This window comes from Erwinia sp. B116 (assembly GCF_002865965.1).
Lineage (GTDB): Bacteria > Pseudomonadota > Gammaproteobacteria > Enterobacterales > Enterobacteriaceae > Erwinia.
On the sequence record NZ_JRZZ01000019.1, the window covers coordinates 44,621 to 60,048 of the forward strand.

Genomic DNA, 15,428 nt, shown 5'->3' on the forward strand with positions numbered 1-15,428 from the left:
GCGTGGCCGCGCGCGGTTAGCCAGCCGCCAGCCCTGGCGGCGGTCCGGCCAGCGCCTGCTCGAAACCGCGCAGGCGCTTATAGATCGACATCAGCTCAACCAGCGTGGTCCACGAGGTGATCAGATACTGAAACGCGCCGCGAACCTGATCGAACACGTTGGTAATCTGATTCAGCAGCCCCAGCGTCATGCCGCCGGCGACGATGGCGGGGAACAGCACCAGCAGGCCGAACACCGCGTCCAGCTGCAGATAGAAGATGCGCGCAATATTGAAATAGAGATAGTGGAAATAGAGGCGGAAGTAGTTTTTTCGTACCTGCAGGAACATCTGCCGCACGGTGGGTGGCGCGGCGCGGGTGGGGTCATCTTCGCCGTAAACCAGTTCTTTACGGTAGGCGGCTTCCACCCGCTGATTACGGAACGACAGCCCCGGCAGCTTGATGCCGATCGTGGCCAGTAACCCGGTGCCCAGCAGTGACCAGAGCACGGCCGCGATCACCAGCGCATAGGGGATGCTGCCGAGCAGCGGCACGCTTTTTACGTGGGCCGACAGCGCCACCAGCACCGGCAGAAAGGCGATCAGCGTCATCAGAGCGGTAATCAGGCTGCCGCCCATCTCTTCTACCGTGGCGGCGAAGCGCATGGTGTCCTCCTGTACGCGCTGGGCGGCCCCCTCAATGCCGCGCAGCTGCGGCCAGTGCGTCATATAGTAGTCATTCATTGCGGTGCGCCAGCGAAATACGTAATGGCTGATCAGAAACAGGTTCAGCACGTCTATCAGCACCGCCAGCAGCGCAATACTGAGAAAATCCAGCAGCTGGACGTACAGCGTGCCAGTCTGCACGCTGCCGGGTTTGTCCAGCGCGCTCTGAATCAGGTTATAAAACGGGCCGTACCAGCTGTTAATCGCCACGCCGACCTGCACCGAAAACCAGGTGAAGAAAATAATCATTGCGGTGCCGGTGACCGACCAGCGCTGCCACGGGTGCGGGCTGAGGCAGAACCAGGCCGCGCTGAACAGACCGACCACCAGCAGATAGTAGCCGTCAAAGGCCAGCGAGGTGGGGGCGATAAAACGCAGCGCGTTATCGGGCAGCGGTCCGGCCGGCACCGGAGAGAAAAACATCAGATGCGCAAACAGCCGGCTGGCAAACGTGAACCACAGCAGGATAGCCAGTGCGCTCCAGGCCACGGCGCTGATGAAAAGCAGGCCGGGCCGCGGGAAAAAGGATTTAAACATCGCAACTCCTGAATTTTTTAATTTTATAGCCTGAATGCCGGTAAATAATCTCGCTACGGTTGTATCCGTTCGTGTCTGCAGGAAATCTGTGTAACTGGCCACGGGCAGGTTGCCCGGCGACCTCAGGGCATTTATTTCAGGAAATGTCGTGGCGCGGGTTTTGACTTCTGCTCCCCTGAGGTAAGCATTAATGTTGCACGACTGAATATTTTTTAAGCAATGCCGATACTGTTGAAATGAACCAGGATGGGTAAATGGAATTATCTTGGACAGGCAGCGATTTTCAGTTTATACCCGAACCCTGGAACAAGACTGTAACCGACATCATCGCCGCTTTCGCAGGGAAGCCCCGGTGACATTTTGCGCCCGTCAGAGGCGTTTTTCAGCCGGCCGCGTTTTGCAGCAATGAAATACCGCCGGTGACCAGGTAACACTAAAAATGAAAGATGATTCAGATGTCATGTACCGCATGCTGGTACAAAGCGTGGTGGATTACGCCATTTATATGCTGAAGCCGGATGGCGTGGTCGCCAACTGGAACGCCGGCGCTCAGCGCGCCAAGGGATATACCCCGGAAGAGATCATCGGTAAAAACTTCAGCTGCTTTTACAGCGCAGAAGATCGCGAGAAGGGCGTGCCGCAGAACGGGCTGAATATCGCACGCGAAACCGGTCGTTACGACACCAAAGGCTGGCGCTACCGTAAGGACGGCACCGCGTTCTGGGCGCACGTGGTGATCGATGCGATTCGCAACGATGAGGGGCTGCTGCTCGGCTTTGCCAAAGTGACCCGTGACTACACCGAGCTGCGCGAATACGAGCAGCAGATGCAGCAGGCGCGTGAGCTGGCGGAGCGTAACGGCGAGAAGATGGCGGCGCTTTCCACCTTCCTGGATACCATCGTCTCCAATATTCCCTCCTGCGTAATCGTTGAAGACGCGGTATCGCGCGAAATCCTGCTGATCAACAGCAAAGCCGAGCAGCTGCTCGGCGGCTCCGAGCGTGATTTTGTCGGTAAGAAGCTGGCAGAATGCATGACGGAAGAAATGAGCGAATACTTTATGCAGCTCTCTGATGCGGTGCAGCGTAAACAGGGGATGCAGCGCAACGAGCGTCTGCTGGCCAGTCCGCTGGGCGACCGTATTATCAGCGCCAGCGCCTCGGTTATTCGCGGTAACGACGAACACCGTAACTACGTGCTGCTGATCGCCGACGATGTCACCGATCAACGGGCGGCCGATGCGCGTATCCACCATATGGCGCACCACGACAACCTGACCAGCCTGCCGAACCGCGTACTGTTCAGCCAGCGGCTGACCGAGGCGCTGCGCGAGGATCGCGATGCCCGGCGCGTCACCGCCACCCTGTGCCTCGATCTCGACAACTTTAAAAACGTTAACGATGCGCTGGGGCACCAGGTCGGCGACGATCTGCTGCGTACGGTGGCAGCCAGGCTGCGCGGCGTGCTGCGCGAGCAGGATACGCTGGCGCGCAACGGCGGTGACGAGTTCGCCATCGTGCTGCCTGGCCTGCGCGGTGGCGAAGAGGCCGAGCTGGTCGCCGGCCGGCTGATTGACGTGATCCGCCCGCCGTTCAGCGTGGACGGCCATGCGCTGTCGGTGGGGCTGAGCATCGGTATCTCCCTTGCCGAGCGTGGAACCAGTTCGCCGGATCAGCAGCTGCGCTGTGCCGATATGGCGCTGTACGAAGCTAAACGTAACGGCCGAAACCGTTTTGAACACTTTACCCATCAGATGGGTGAACAGGCCGAGAAGCGCCGCCTGATTGAGAACGATCTGCGCGAGGCGATCACCCGGCGTCAGCTTAAGCTCTACTATCAGCCAATCACCAACAACCAGCACTGCGAGATCGTCGGCTATGAGGCGCTGATGCGCTGGCATCACCCTGAGAAGGGGATGATTATGCCGATGGACTTTATCCCGATTGCCGAAGAGACCGGGCTGATCCACAGCCTGGGTGCCTATGCGCTGCATGAAGCCTGCCGCGAAGCGGCCGGCTGGGCGGGCGGGCAGAGCGTGGCGGTCAACCTGTCGCCGCTGCAGTTTAAAAACAGCGCGCTGGTCTCGGTGGTGGAGGCTGCGCTGCGCGATTCCGGGCTGGCACCGGAGCGGCTGGAGGTGGAGATCACCGAGTCGGTGCTGCTGGATAACAACTCGGTGAATATTGAGACGCTGCAGAAGCTGAAAGCGCTGGGCGTGCGCATCGCGCTGGATGATTTTGGCACCGGCTACTCGTCCCTCAGCTACCTGCGATCCTTCCCGTTCGACAAAATCAAAATCGATAAATCCTTTATCAGCGATATGAAGGACAGCCGCGAGGCGCTGGCGATTATCCGCGCTATCACCGGCATGAGCCGCAGCCTGGATATTCAGATCACCGCCGAAGGGGTGGAGAGCAACGAGCAGTTTGAACGGCTGAAAGAAGAGGGCTGTACGCTGTTCCAGGGCTACTACTTTGGCCGCCCGCAGCCGTCTGAGACGCGGCTGGAGGCGTTCACGCCGGGGTGAGTGCCGGCCGGCAGAAAAGCGCGGCTAAAATCTACCTTCTCCAGTGAGTACCCACTGCCTCTGCGTGCTGTCCGGTTAACGGTGCGCCAGGCTGAGCCCCTTTAACTCACCGCTGATAAAAGATGCGCAGATGAAAATTTGCGCATCTTTTGTACGTCATTATCTGGAATTTTCTGTAAATTAAGTTTCCGTATCGTTCCCCGCCTGAAGTGGTCAGACGCGAACTTTGGGCGGCTTGAAATATGTCATGCCTGTTACTCAGGCCTGTTACTGACAAAGGGAGAAACGAGATGGAAGAGTTAAACAAACGCGTGGAGCTGCTTGAAAAGGATACGCATAAAATCAGCGTAGATTTGGCAACGCTGACCGAACGCTCCAAAAATTTTGCCACGACGGCTTCGGTGGATGCGCTGGTTGCGCGTTGCGATAGCTTTGTCACTAAGGCGGAGTTCAACGGCAAGCTGCATGATTTTGAAGTGCGACTGAACGATCGTCTGGATCGGATGGACAACCGGATGAACGAACGGTTCGCAAAGATGGATGATCGGCACATGGCGATGATCAGCCGTTTAGATTCCAGAATCAACGCCACAGAATCAAGGATCAACGCCGTCGATTCCAAAATCTTCTGGGGGATTTTCTTACCGGGCATGACCGCCGCGATTGGTTGGTTTATCCGCACCGCCGTCATGACCTGAATGGCCGTGGGTAACCGATCAACCCGGATGCGCGGTGCCGCCACTTGCGGATGCTGTGCAGAATCAGCACTGACAAAGGGAGAAACGAGATGGATGAATTAAATAAACGGATTGAGCAGCTTGAAAAGGATACGCATCAAATCCGGCTGGATGTGACGGCGCTAACCGAGCGCTCCAAAAATTTTGCCACCACCGCTTCGGTGGAAAAGCTGATTGAGCGTTGTGATACGTTTGTCACCAAAGCCGAATTCACCGGCACACTGCATGCTTTTGAAGTTCGGCTTAATGAACGCTTAGATAACATGGATAGCCGGCATCAGGCGATGATTGAGAAACTGAATTCGCGTATCAACTCCAGCGACTCGAAGGTTTTTTGGGGCATTTTCCTGCCGATGATGACCGCAGCGATAACCTGGTTTGTTAAAACTGCAGTGCTGCAGGTCTGACACCTCACCTAAACGAGTAGCAGAAGCCCAGCCCGATGCCGACGAGGAAGCGGTAGCCCGTCAGAGTGCGGGCTTGTTAATGAATTTGTGCCTTTTTGTTTCAATCCCCTCACTTTCTGCGCGGGTTACTGTTACACTCTGCAAAATTGTTACCGGTAACAAAAAAGTGGCGTCTACAATAAAACCCTACGGCCCGTAGCACTATTCACCCGCGTTAACCCATTTTTCACGCCTGCAGCCGCCGGCGTCTGATAAGGCAATGTGATGTCAGAGCAAAAAACAGGAAGCACCCGCAGAGATTTTCTGCTGCGGACCATCAGCATCGCACCGGCGATGGCGATCGGTTCCGGCCTCGGCTCGCTGGCCGTGGCCCCGGCCGCAGCCAGCGCCGCTGAAACGCCCCAGGCCACCGGCCCGCAGCAGGCCCGTGATTACCAGCCGACCTGGTTTACCCCGGAAGAGTTTGCCTTTATCCGCGCGGCGGTCGCCCGGCTGATCCCGGCGGACGATCGTGGCCCCGGCGCGCTGGAGGCCGGCGTGCCGGAGTATATCGATCGACAGATGAACACCCCGTATGCCACCGGTGCCAACTGGTATATGCAGGGCCCGTTCCACCCGGATGCCGATAAAGCGCTGGGCTACCAGCTGCCGCTGGTCCCACGTGACATCTATCGTCTCGGGCTCGCTGATGCTGACGCACTGGCAAAACAGCAGCACGGCAAAGTGTTTGCACAGCTGAATGCGGAACAGCAGGACGCTTTCCTGCAGGCGCTGGAATCCGGCAACGCGGCGCTGCCGCAGCTGCCGGCGAAAACCTTCTTCTCTTTCCTGCTGCAGAACACCCGCGAAGGCTTCTTCAGCGACCCGATCCACGGCGGTAATCAGGGGCTGGTGGGCTGGAAGCTGATCAACTTCCCGGGCGCGCGCGCCGACTTTATGGACTGGGTGGAACGCGGTGAGCGCTATACGCTGCCGCCGGTGGGGATTCGCGGGGAGAGATCGTAAACATGGCAAACGTACTGAAAAAAGTGGACGCGGTGATCGTTGGTTTCGGCTGGGCCGGATCGATCATGGCGAAAGAGCTGACCGAAGCCGGTCTTAACGTGGTGGCGCTGGAGCGCGGCCCGCATCGTGATACCTATCCTGACGGTGCCTATCCGCAGGTGATTGACGAGCTGACCTACAACATCCGCAAAAAGCTGTTCCAGGATCTGTCGAAAAGCACCGTGACCATCCGGCATAACGCGGCGCAGACCGCACAGCCCTACCGTCAGCTGGCGGCGTTTCTGCCGGGCACCGGCACCGGCGGCGCGGGGCTGCACTGGTCCGGCGTTCACTTCCGCGTCGACCCGATCGAGCTGCGGATGCGCAGCCACTACGAAGAGCGCTACGGCAAAAACTTTATTCCGGAAGGGATGACCATCCAGGACTTCGGCGTCAGCTATGACGAGCTGGAGCCGTTCTTTGACCAGGCGGAAAAGGTGTTTGGCACCTCCGGCTCGGCGTGGAGCGTGAAGGGTAAGGTGGTCGGTCAGGGTGGCAAAGGTAACCCGTTTGCCCCGGACCGCTCGGCGGACTTCCCGCTGCCGGCACAGAAGCGCACCTACTCGGCGCAGCTGTTTGCCCAGGCGGCCGAAAGCATCGGCTATCATCCCTACGATCTGCCGTCGGCCAACACCTCCGGCCCGTACACCAATACCTACGGCGCGCAGATGGGGCCGTGCAACTTCTGCGGTTACTGCAGCGGCTACGCCTGCTATATGTATTCGAAGGCATCACCGAACGTTAACGTGCTGCCCGCGCTGCGCCAGGAGGCGAAGTTCGAGCTGCGTAACAACGCCTACGTGCTGCGGGTAAACCTTACCGACGATAAGAAACGTGCCACCGGCGTGACCTACGTCGATGGCCTCGGGCGCGAGCAGGAGCAGCCGGCCGATCTGGTGATCCTCTCCGCCTTCCAGTTCCATAACGTGCACCTGATGCTGCTTTCCGGCATCGGCAAACCTTACGATCCGGTGACCAATGAAGGCACCATCGGGCGTAACTTTGCCTACCAGAACATCTCCACCATCAAAGCGTTCTTTGATAAAGACGTGTTTACCAACAACTTTATTGGTGCCGGCGGCGCGGGCGTTGGCGTTGATGACTTTAACGCCGATAACTTCGACCACGCGCAGTACGGCTTTGTCGGTGGATCGCCGATGTGGGTCAACCAGGCGGGCGTGAAGCCGATCTCCGGCCTGCCGACCCCGCCGGGCACGCCGAACTGGGGCAGCCAGTGGAAGGCGGCGGTGGCCGATCGCTACACCCATCACGTGTCGATGGATGCTCACGGCGCGCACCAGTCGTACCGCAGTAACTACCTCGATCTCGATCCGAACTACAGAAACGTTTACGGTCAGCCGCTGCTGCGTATGACCTTCGACTGGCAGGAAAACGACATCAAAATGTCGCAGTTTATGCACGGGCGCATGCACAAAATTGCCGAAGCAATGAATCCGCAGCTGATCAGCGGCGCGCCGAAAATGCCGGGTACCCACTTTGATACCACCGTGTATCAGACCACCCATATGAACGGCGGTGCGATTATGGGTGAAGACCCGAAAACCAGCGCGCTGAACCGCTATCTGCAGAGCTGGGACGTGCCGAACGTGTTTGTGCCGGGCGCTTCCGCCTTCCCGCAGGGGCTGGGTTATAACCCGACCGGGATGGTGGCCGCGCTGACCTACTGGTCGGCGAAGGCGATTCGCGAGCAGTATCTGAAAAACCCCGGCCCGCTGGTACAGGCATAAGGACACGCAGATGAAAAAGATGATTTCAGGCCTGCTGCTGGGCATGGCGGCGTTTGGCGCATCCGCAGCGACCGCCAACACAGCGGCAGCAGATAACGCGACCGCACAGGCGGCGGGCGAGGAGAGCGGGGCGGCGCTGATCCGGCGCGGTGAGTACCTGGCACGCGCCGGTGACTGCGTGGCCTGCCACACCCAGGCTGGCGGTCAGCCGTTTGCCGGCGGGCTGCCGATGGCGACGCCGATCGGTACCATTTACTCCACCAATATCACCCCGGATAAGCAGAGCGGGATCGGCGACTACAGCTACGACGACTTCCAGAAAGCGGTGCGTCACGGCGTGGCGAAGAACGGCGACACGCTCTACCCGGCGATGCCGTATCCGTCCTACGCGGTGGTCAGCGACGAGGATATGCAGGCGCTGTACGCGTACTTTATGCACGGCGTGCAGCCGGTGGCACAGGCGAACCGGGAAAGCGATATTCCCTGGCCGCTGTCGATGCGCTGGCCGCTGGCTGTCTGGCGCGGCGTATTTGCCCCGGACGTGAAGGCCTTCCGGCCATTACCGGGGCAGGATGCGACGCTGGCGCGCGGCCAGTATCTGGTGGAGGGGCTGGGCCACTGCGGCGCCTGCCATACGCCGCGCAGCATCACCATGCAGGAGAAGGCGCTGAACGACCATCAGGGCAGCGACTTCCTCTCCGGCAGCAGTGCGCCGATCGACGGCTGGACCGCCAGCAACCTCAGAGGCGACGGCCGTGACGGGCTGGGTCGCTGGAGCGAAGACGATCTCGCGCAGTTCCTGCGCTACGGCCGCAACGACCATACTGCGGTATTTGGCGGCATGACCGACGTGGTGCAGCACAGCCTGCAGTATCTGCCCGCGGACGATATCACGGCGATTGCCCGTTATCTGAAGTCGCTGGGGGCGAAAGACCCGAATCAGGCCGGTTTTGCCCCGGATGACACGGTGGCGAAGGCGCTGTGGCAAGGGGATGACGGTAAAACAGGGGCGGCGGCCTACGTGGACAGCTGCGCTGCCTGCCATAAGACCGACGGCAGCGGCTATCAGCGCTTCTTCCCGGCGCTGCGCGGTAACCCGGTGGTGCTGGCTGAGGATCCGACCTCGCTGATCCATATCGTGCTGACCGGCGCACAGCTGCCGGGCGTGCAGGGTGCTCCGTCGACCATCACCATGCCGGCCTTCGGCTGGCGGCTGAACGACCAGCAGGTGGCGGACGTGGTCAACTTTATCCGCACCAGCTGGGGCAATACCGCGAAATCAACCGTTTCCGCCCGCGACGTGGCGAAACTGCGCAAGGATGAAACGGTGGCCGGGCGCCAGGGTAACGCCGACGTGGAGAAGCTGACGCCGTAACGACAGCTATTCAGGGGCCGGTTTACCACCGGCCCTTCAAAAGCGTTAAACCAGCACTTTTTTAAGTGGTGTGACGAAATCAACGCCCATGGCAGCGGCGTAGCCGATAAGGGTATCAATGGTCGGTGATGCCCTGCCTTTCTCCAGTTTGCTGATCGCCTGACGGCTGACGCCAACGGACTTTGCAATGTCGTTTTGAGTCAGATTACGGTTTTTACGCATATCAACAAACTGTGCCATCAGTTCCTGTCTTTTCAGCACCACCGCGTAAGCTTTAGCCGTTTCTTCGTCTTGCAGTAGTTCTGTCCGAACGTCATCCCATGCGTGTAAATCGTGGCTTTCTTTCATTGATTCCTGCTCCGGTCGCACTGACGATTTTGTATTTGGCGCACGGCTATAAAGTCTTGCCAGCGCTTCAACCCCTTGTGCTTATTCGCCTGGGGCGTGGCATTGCTCTTTTTGGCAAAGATATGGGTGATGATGTATTTACTTTCATGATAATGAAAATAAAACCCTCTCAACCAGTGGCTGGATGACTGTGTTTTCAGTTCGTACATATCGCCCTGAATCTTCTCAACGTCCGGTATACCTGAAGCGGGACCGTGCTTTTCGAAAGTCTCAATGGCTGCGATAAACTCTGCTCTGTTAGCGGGATTCAGGTCGAAAAGCTCTTTTCTCGCCGCTGCCAGTAACATCACCGGGTAGCGTTTTGCTGTTTTTTTATTCTCTTTTCCTTGTGTCATTTTGTCAACCTTAAGGTTTACTTTATGTGGATCACAAGGCCGAAAACTACCATCAGCAGGGGGAGCAATGAGGTGCATGTAATGCGCTATTTAGCATAAGGGGCCGGTTGACCACCGGCCCCGTTTTGTCACTGACCGTAATAGGCGGACGCCCCGTGCTTGCGCAGATAGTGTTTATCCAGCAGCACCTGCTGCATCGAGGCGATCCCCGGCGTCAGCTGGCGTGAGAACAGGTTCATATAGGCTATCTCTTCCAGTACCACCGCGTTATGTACCGCATTGTCTGCGCTGCTGCCCCAGGCGAACGGGCCGTGGGCGTTGACCAGCACCGCCGGGATCGCCGTCGGGCTGATCCCGCGGCGGCGGAAGGTGTCGATAATCACTTCGCCGGTGTTGTGCTCGTAGTCGCTGGCGATCTCCTGCGGCGTCATCAGCCTGGTGCAGGGGATCGCGCCGTAGAAGTAGTCGGCGTGGGTGGTGCCCCAGGCGGGCAGATCCAGCCCGGCCTGCGCCCAGATGGTGGCGTGGCGCGAGTGGGTGTGCACGATGCCGCCGATATCGGCAAAGGCGCGGTACAGCGCCAGGTGAGTGGCGGTATCCGAAGAGGGCTTTTTGCTGCCCTCGACGACCCGGCCGCTCTCCACATCGACCACCACGATATCGTCCACCGTCATGCCCTCATAGTCGACGCCGGACGGCTTAATCGCCACCCGGCCGCTGGCGCGATCGATGGCGCTGACGTTGCCCCAGGTAAAGGTCACCAGCCGGTGGCGCGGCAGCGCCAGATTAGCCTCTAAAACCTGCTGTTTCAGCGAAGATAAGCTCATTGTAATCCTCCTTCCTGCATTTTCTGTTCAATCCAGCGCCGTGCCTGCACGATCTCGGCCACCGGCTCTTCGGCTTTTTCGGTCCACATCTCAATCAGAAACGCGCCGCGATAGTTAAGCTGCTTCAGCGTGCGGAACACGCCAACGAAATCGACGCAGCCCTCACCAAAGGGCACGTCGCGGAACTGCCCCGGCGAACGGTCGGTGACCGGCTGGGTGTCCTTCAGGTGGATGGCGGCGATGCGGTCAATGCCCAGCGCCAGCTCCGCGGCGACGTCGTTGCCCCAGGCGCTGAGGTTGCCGACGTCGGGGTAGACCGTGAACCACGGCGAGGCCTGCTGCTGGTCCCACTGTTTCCACTTGCTGATGGCGTTCATAAATTCAGTGTCCATAATCTCTACCGCCAGCATCACCTGGGCGGCGGCGGCGCGATCCACCGCCCAGGCGATGCCCTCGGCGAAACGTGCCACCGTACCTTCGTCGCGCGGTTCGTAGTAGACGTCATAGCCGGCCAGCTGAATGGTGCGGATACCGACATCCTTCGCCAGCTGAATCGCCTGCTCCATCAGCGTATAGGCCTGCTGGCGCAGCGCCGGATCGCGGCTGCCGAACGGGAAGCGGCGGTGGCCGGAGAGGCACATCGAGGGCACGGTGACGCCGGTTTCCAGCATCGCGTTGACCAGCGACAGCCGCTGCTCGCGGCTCCACTGCAGCCGCGCCAGCCGGATGTCCGTTTCGTCCACCGACATCTCAACAAAATCAAAGCCGCAGGCCTTCGCCAGCGCCAGCCGTTCCGGCCAGCTGAGGTTGGCGGGCAGCGCTTTCTCATAAATTCCCAGTGGGTGCTGGCGCATCATTTTTTCCCCCAGATGGCGTCAATTGCCTGATGAAATTCCGCCGCCACGGCCACGCCGTGCGGGCCGTCGGTCAGCGCGCGTCCGGCGATAAACGCCTTCACGTTAATCTGTGCAAACTGCGGCAGGTCGGCGGGGGTGATGCCGCCGGTCACCGACAGGGCGAAGCCGAGATCGGAGAGCGCCTTCATCGCGTCCAGATCCTGTGGCCCCCACTGCTGGCCGCTGGCTTGGGCATCGCGTCCGCGGTGGTAAATCGCCTGGCGCAGCCCGAGACGCCGCCATTCGCGGGCGTCGTCCAGCGTCCAGTGGCCGAACAGCTCGATCTGGATCTCGCCGCCGTGCGCCTCGGCCACCTGCTGTGCGCTGGCAAAGGTGGCCAGCGGCGCGGCGCAGATCACCGTCATCCAGCTGGCCCCGGCCTGAAACGCCAGTGCGGCCAGCGTGCTGCCGGCGTCGGCAACTTTAAAGTCGGCGACCAGCGTTTTTTCGGGCAGTAGTTCGCGCAGCGCGCGCACCGCGGCAGCGCCTTCGCTCAGGCACAGCAGGGTGCCAGCTTCCACGATATCCACATGGGCATGCAGCCGCCGGGCGGCGTCCAGCGCCTGCTCCAGCCGGGTGTGATCCAGCGCCAGCTGCAGCTGTGGCAAGGGGTGACGGTTCATGGTGTGGTTTCCTGTTCCACGGCGGTCAGTGCCGCCACCAGCCGCTGATAGCGCTGATATTTTTGTTGGTAGAGCCGATGGCGTTCCGCATCCGGCTGATAACAGACGACTTCCGGTGCCAGAGTCTGCTGTGCGGCCAGCAGCGACGGATACGCCCCGGTGCCGGTCATCGCCACCAGCGCCGCGCCCAGGCAGCCGCTCTCCTCAATCTGCGGGATCTCCACCGGCAGGCCGCTGATGTCGGCGAACATCTGCATCCAGCAGGCAGAGCGGGTCGGGCCACCGCTGAGGCGCAGGGCCGTGACGCGCGGGAAGCGCTGGCGGATGCGGTTGAGGTGAGTCAGATGGGCGAACACCACCCCCTCGTAGATCGCCTGTAACAGATGGCCGCGCTGGTGTGCAGCCTGCAGGCCGTAGAAACTGGCGTGCAGATTGCCCCCGGCGTTATTGCCGTACAGGAAGGGGACAAACAGCAGCGAGCTGGCCGCCGGTGGCAGTTCCGCCACCCACTGATTAAGGCGCGGGTAGTCGTTCAGCCCCCACTGCTGGCAGAACCACTCGAGGTTGGCGGCGGAGGTCGGGCTGGCCTCGTGAATAATGTACTGGCCGTCGATGGCGTAGCGGCCGTAAACAAACGGGTAGTCGACCTCATCGCTCAGGCGGTCGGTGATGCCGCTGGTCACCGACCAGGTGCCCATTACCGCGTTGATGCGGGTGTCGTCATCCAGCCCGGCGCACAGCGCGGTGGAGACCACGTCAAACAGCCCGCCGACCACCGGCGTACCCGGCTTAAGCCCGCACAGCGCGGCGGCCCCGGCCGTCACCGTACCCGCCACAGCAGCAGAGCCGATAATCGCTGGCAGGGCCGGCAGGATCTCTGCAATTCCCAGCCGCTGTGCCAGCGCGGGCGAAAAGTCGCCCTGCTGCATATCGTACAGGTTGGATTCGGAGATATTGGTCTCTTCACAGGCCAGCTCGCCGGTCAGGCGGTAGCGCAGGTAGTCGTGCGCCATCAGCACGCTGCCAATGGCGGCATAACGCTGCGGTTCATGCAGTTTCACCCAGCGCAGCAGCGACACCGGGTGGCCGGTCCACAGCGTCTGGCGGGTGACCGGGTAGAGCGCGGCGGGCACCCCGTCGCGCTGCCACTGCTGCACCAGCGCCAGCGCCCGGCGGTCGGAGGAGAGGATGCCGTTGCCGAGCGGCTCGCCCTGCTTATCCAGCAGAAACAGCCCTTTACCCTGTGCGGAGATGCCCACCCCGGCCACCTGCGCGGCGTCCAGCCCGCTGTTTTCCAGCACCTGACGGATTACCGTCGCCGCCTGCTGCCACAGCTGGTGCAGGTCGCGCTCGGCGCGGCCCGGTTCCGGCACCAGCACCGGCAGGCTCTGCCGGGCGACCGCCAGCTCGCGGCCCTGTGCGTTATACAGCCCGGCCTTAATAAAGGTGCCGCCGCAGTCAAGCCCTAACCAGTAGCTCATACGAACGCCTTACGTGCGTTATCGCAGCGGGCTGGCAGGGTCAGCGCCAGCAGCGAGGCCAGCGCCAGCGAGACCGCCAGGCTGTAAACGCCGGCATCCTTGCTGTATTCGGCGATCAGTACGCCAACCATATAGGGGCCGCAGAAACCGCCAAGGTTGCCCAGCGCGTTAATCACCCCGCGCGCGCCGCCGGCCACTTCGGCATTAAACAGCCGGGGCGGAATACTCCAGAACACCCCGGCCGCCGACTGAATAAACACCCCGCAGCCGACCAGCGCGGCGTAGGACCACCAGATATGCGCCTTCAGCACCACCGACAGCGCCATGCACAGCGCAAAGCCGGCCAGCGGCAGCGTTACGAACAGCCTGCGGCGGCCGCTGGCGTCCGACAGGCTGGAGAACAGAAACATGCCGAAAATAGCCCCGACGTAAGGCAGGATCGCCAGCCAGCCGACCTGGGCAATATTGCCGTGGGTCAGCTCTTTCAGGATGGTCGGCAGCCACAGCGTGTAGCCGTAGATACCGGTCTGATAGAAGAAGTTGACCATAATCAGCCGCCACATCACCGGTTCGCGCATCACCTGGCGCAGCGAGGCTTTGCGGGTGTTCTGGCCTTTGATCTGCAGCTGTTCATCGTGCAGCGTTTTAATCAGATACTGCTTCTCGGCGGCGGAGATCCACTTCGCCTCCTGCGGACGGTTGCTGATGGTAAAGTGCCACAGCGCCATCACCACCAGCGACATGCCCCCCTCAACGAAGAACAGCATGCGCCAGTCCCAGCCGGTGATGATCCAGCCGGAGAGCGGGGCGGTGAGGATGCCGGCGATCGGCACGAACATGATCACGATGGCGTTGGCGCGGCCGCGCTCGGCGTCCGGGAACCAGTTGCCGATCATGGTCAGCACCACCGGCAGCATACCGCCCTCGGAGACGCCGAGCGCAAAGCGCAGCGCCAGCAGCTGATAATGGTTGCTGGCAAAGCCGGTCAGCACCGAGATCACCGCCCAGGCCAGCAGCGACCAGCCGATAAAGCGCTTGCCGTTGCCGTACACCGCCAGCCTGCCGCCGGGCACCTGCAGAAACAGGTAGCCGATAAAGAAGATGCCGCCGGCCAGGCCGGCCATCGAGGCGCTGATGCCGAGGTCGGCATCCATACCGCCGGGCATGGCGAAGGCGATATTCACCCGGTCCATATAGGAGATGATGCAGGTGATCAGGATCGGCGGCACGATGCGCAGCCAGCGCATCGCCGGGACCGCGTCGCGGGTGTCAGTGGTGGAGGTCAGACTCATAGCGATCCTCGTTGCTCAGGCCAGGTCGGCGACAGGAATTTTTACCACCACCTTGCGGATCGCCTGTGGCGTCTCCAGCATGCCGTTCGGGCGGTGAATATCTTGCGGATAGAACACCGCAAAGTTGCCCGGCTGCATCAGCAGCTGGCTCTCATGCGTTGCGTCCTGATAGAACACGATGTCGCGTTCTTCATCGTAGGGCTGCTGCACGGGCAGATCGGCCTGCGCCGTTGCGACACCGATCAGCTCGCTGCCGCTCACCAGGAACTGCACGTCGAGATGGCGGCGGTGCGCTTCCGGGAAGTTCTCATGGCCCGGCGAGGTCTGCAGATCCAGCACCTGCACCACCCAGCCGGTGGCGTCGTCCTGATAGCGCCCGGCGGCCATCGCCGCCAAGTCATGGCCGCGCAGGTAGTCGAGCGCGCGGGCGATGGCGGCGGGATAGTGGCGGGTATCGGTATTCTCAATGTGACCAAAGATCATCGCGT

General features: G+C 60.9%; 15 protein-coding genes. 6 read left to right on the forward strand and 9 right to left on the reverse strand.

Features of this window, described 5'->3' with window-relative positions; all coding sequences use genetic code 11:
- Positions 1–16: 16 nt before the first annotated feature.
- Positions 17–1,240: a peptide antibiotic transporter SbmA gene (gene sbmA / locus NV64_RS14050; RefSeq protein ID WP_056235202.1), complete on the reverse strand. Its 1,224-nt coding sequence runs from the start codon at positions 1,238–1,240 to the stop codon at positions 17–19.
- A 439-nt stretch (positions 1,241–1,679) separates the two neighbouring features.
- Here sbmA and NV64_RS14055 point away from each other — a divergent pair, with 439 nt between their 5' ends.
- The 6 genes from NV64_RS14055 (at position 1,680) to NV64_RS14080 (ending at position 9,078) form a co-directional block, all read left to right on the forward strand.
- Positions 1,680–3,767: an EAL domain-containing protein gene (locus tag NV64_RS14055; RefSeq protein WP_056235203.1), complete on the forward strand. Its 2,088-nt coding sequence runs from the start codon at positions 1,680–1,682 to the stop codon at positions 3,765–3,767.
- Positions 3,768–4,057: 290 nt separating this feature from the next.
- A complete protein-coding gene (locus NV64_RS14060; protein WP_056235207.1) occupies positions 4,058–4,465 on the forward strand; it encodes a hypothetical protein in 408 nt (135 codons plus the stop codon).
- Between the two features lie 89 nt (positions 4,466–4,554).
- Positions 4,555–4,911 (forward strand): hypothetical protein, encoded by a 357-nt coding sequence (locus NV64_RS14065; RefSeq protein WP_056235209.1) that lies wholly within the window; start codon positions 4,555–4,557, stop codon positions 4,909–4,911.
- Positions 4,912–5,175: 264 nt separating this feature from the next.
- The gene (locus NV64_RS14070; RefSeq protein WP_101506145.1) at positions 5,176–5,916 is read left to right on the forward strand and encodes a gluconate 2-dehydrogenase subunit 3 family protein; all 741 of its coding nucleotides are present in this window, start codon (positions 5,176–5,178) and stop codon (positions 5,914–5,916) included.
- Between the two features lie 2 nt (positions 5,917–5,918).
- Positions 5,919–7,703: a GMC family oxidoreductase gene (locus NV64_RS14075; RefSeq protein WP_056235212.1), complete on the forward strand. Its 1,785-nt coding sequence runs from the start codon at positions 5,919–5,921 to the stop codon at positions 7,701–7,703.
- 10 nt (positions 7,704–7,713) lie between these two features.
- Entirely contained in the window at positions 7,714–9,078 is a 1,365-nt protein-coding gene (locus NV64_RS14080; RefSeq protein ID WP_101506146.1) for a cytochrome c, read from the forward strand.
- 45 nt (positions 9,079–9,123) lie between these two features.
- Here NV64_RS14080 and NV64_RS14085 read toward each other — a convergent pair whose 3' ends face one another.
- From NV64_RS14085 to NV64_RS14120, 8 genes are all read right to left on the reverse strand, one after another.
- Complete coding sequence (locus NV64_RS14085) at positions 9,124–9,426, reverse strand: helix-turn-helix transcriptional regulator (RefSeq protein WP_056235216.1); 303 nt, start codon at positions 9,424–9,426, stop codon at positions 9,124–9,126.
- Positions 9,423–9,821, reverse strand: a complete 399-nt coding sequence (locus tag NV64_RS14090) for a type II toxin-antitoxin system RelE/ParE family toxin (RefSeq protein ID WP_101506147.1) — start codon at positions 9,819–9,821, stop codon at positions 9,423–9,425. The genes NV64_RS14085 and NV64_RS14090 overlap by 4 nt, the downstream gene beginning before the upstream one ends.
- A gap of 128 nt (positions 9,822–9,949) precedes the next feature.
- A complete protein-coding gene (gene araD / locus NV64_RS14095) occupies positions 9,950–10,648 on the reverse strand; it encodes an L-ribulose-5-phosphate 4-epimerase (RefSeq protein ID WP_056235221.1) in 699 nt (232 codons plus the stop codon).
- The gene (locus NV64_RS14100; RefSeq protein ID WP_101506151.1) at positions 10,645–11,502 is read right to left on the reverse strand and encodes an L-ribulose-5-phosphate 3-epimerase; all 858 of its coding nucleotides are present in this window, start codon (positions 11,500–11,502) and stop codon (positions 10,645–10,647) included. Before NV64_RS14100 ends, araD begins: the two co-directional genes overlap by 4 nt.
- On the reverse strand, positions 11,502–12,167 hold the full coding sequence (gene ulaD / locus NV64_RS14105; protein WP_056235223.1) for a 3-keto-L-gulonate-6-phosphate decarboxylase UlaD: 666 nt from the start codon (positions 12,165–12,167) through the stop codon (positions 11,502–11,504). Before ulaD ends, NV64_RS14100 begins: the two co-directional genes overlap by 1 nt.
- Positions 12,164–13,648, reverse strand: coding sequence for an FGGY-family carbohydrate kinase (locus tag NV64_RS14110; RefSeq protein WP_056235225.1), 1,485 nt, complete (start codon positions 13,646–13,648; stop codon positions 12,164–12,166). The genes ulaD and NV64_RS14110 overlap by 4 nt, the downstream gene beginning before the upstream one ends.
- Positions 13,645–14,940, reverse strand: a complete 1,296-nt coding sequence (locus NV64_RS14115; RefSeq protein ID WP_101506148.1) for an MFS transporter — start codon at positions 14,938–14,940, stop codon at positions 13,645–13,647. The genes NV64_RS14110 and NV64_RS14115 overlap by 4 nt, the downstream gene beginning before the upstream one ends.
- 15 nt (positions 14,941–14,955) lie before the next feature.
- A complete protein-coding gene (locus NV64_RS14120; RefSeq protein ID WP_056235231.1) occupies positions 14,956–15,423 on the reverse strand; it encodes a YhcH/YjgK/YiaL family protein in 468 nt (155 codons plus the stop codon).
- Positions 15,424–15,428 lie beyond the last annotated feature (5 nt).

Bases quoted from the DNA above. Each gene is read 5' to 3' on its own strand.
- sbmA (WP_056235202.1), bottom strand. From the start codon at position 1,240: ATGTTTAAATCCTTTTTCCCGCGGCCCGGCCTGCTTTTCATCAGCGCC.
- NV64_RS14055 (WP_056235203.1), top strand. From the start codon at position 1,680: ATGAAAGATGATTCAGATGTCATGTACCGCATGCTGGTACAAAGCGTG.
- NV64_RS14060 (WP_056235207.1), top strand. From the start codon at position 4,058: ATGGAAGAGTTAAACAAACGCGTGGAGCTGCTTGAAAAGGATACGCAT.
- NV64_RS14065 (WP_056235209.1), top strand. From the start codon at position 4,555: ATGGATGAATTAAATAAACGGATTGAGCAGCTTGAAAAGGATACGCAT.
- NV64_RS14070 (WP_101506145.1), top strand. From the start codon at position 5,176: ATGTCAGAGCAAAAAACAGGAAGCACCCGCAGAGATTTTCTGCTGCGG.
- NV64_RS14075 (WP_056235212.1), top strand. From the start codon at position 5,919: ATGGCAAACGTACTGAAAAAAGTGGACGCGGTGATCGTTGGTTTCGGC.
- NV64_RS14080 (WP_101506146.1), top strand. From the start codon at position 7,714: ATGAAAAAGATGATTTCAGGCCTGCTGCTGGGCATGGCGGCGTTTGGC.
- NV64_RS14085 (WP_056235216.1), bottom strand. From the start codon at position 9,426: ATGAAAGAAAGCCACGATTTACACGCATGGGATGACGTTCGGACAGAA.
- NV64_RS14090 (WP_101506147.1), bottom strand. From the start codon at position 9,821: ATGACACAAGGAAAAGAGAATAAAAAAACAGCAAAACGCTACCCGGTG.
- araD (WP_056235221.1), bottom strand. From the start codon at position 10,648: ATGAGCTTATCTTCGCTGAAACAGCAGGTTTTAGAGGCTAATCTGGCG.
- NV64_RS14100 (WP_101506151.1), bottom strand. From the start codon at position 11,502: ATGCGCCAGCACCCACTGGGAATTTATGAGAAAGCGCTGCCCGCCAAC.
- ulaD (WP_056235223.1), bottom strand. From the start codon at position 12,167: ATGAACCGTCACCCCTTGCCACAGCTGCAGCTGGCGCTGGATCACACC.
- NV64_RS14110 (WP_056235225.1), bottom strand. From the start codon at position 13,648: ATGAGCTACTGGTTAGGGCTTGACTGCGGCGGCACCTTTATTAAGGCC.
- NV64_RS14115 (WP_101506148.1), bottom strand. From the start codon at position 14,940: ATGAGTCTGACCTCCACCACTGACACCCGCGACGCGGTCCCGGCGATG.
- NV64_RS14120 (WP_056235231.1), bottom strand. From the start codon at position 15,423: ATGATCTTTGGTCACATTGAGAATACCGATACCCGCCACTATCCCGCC.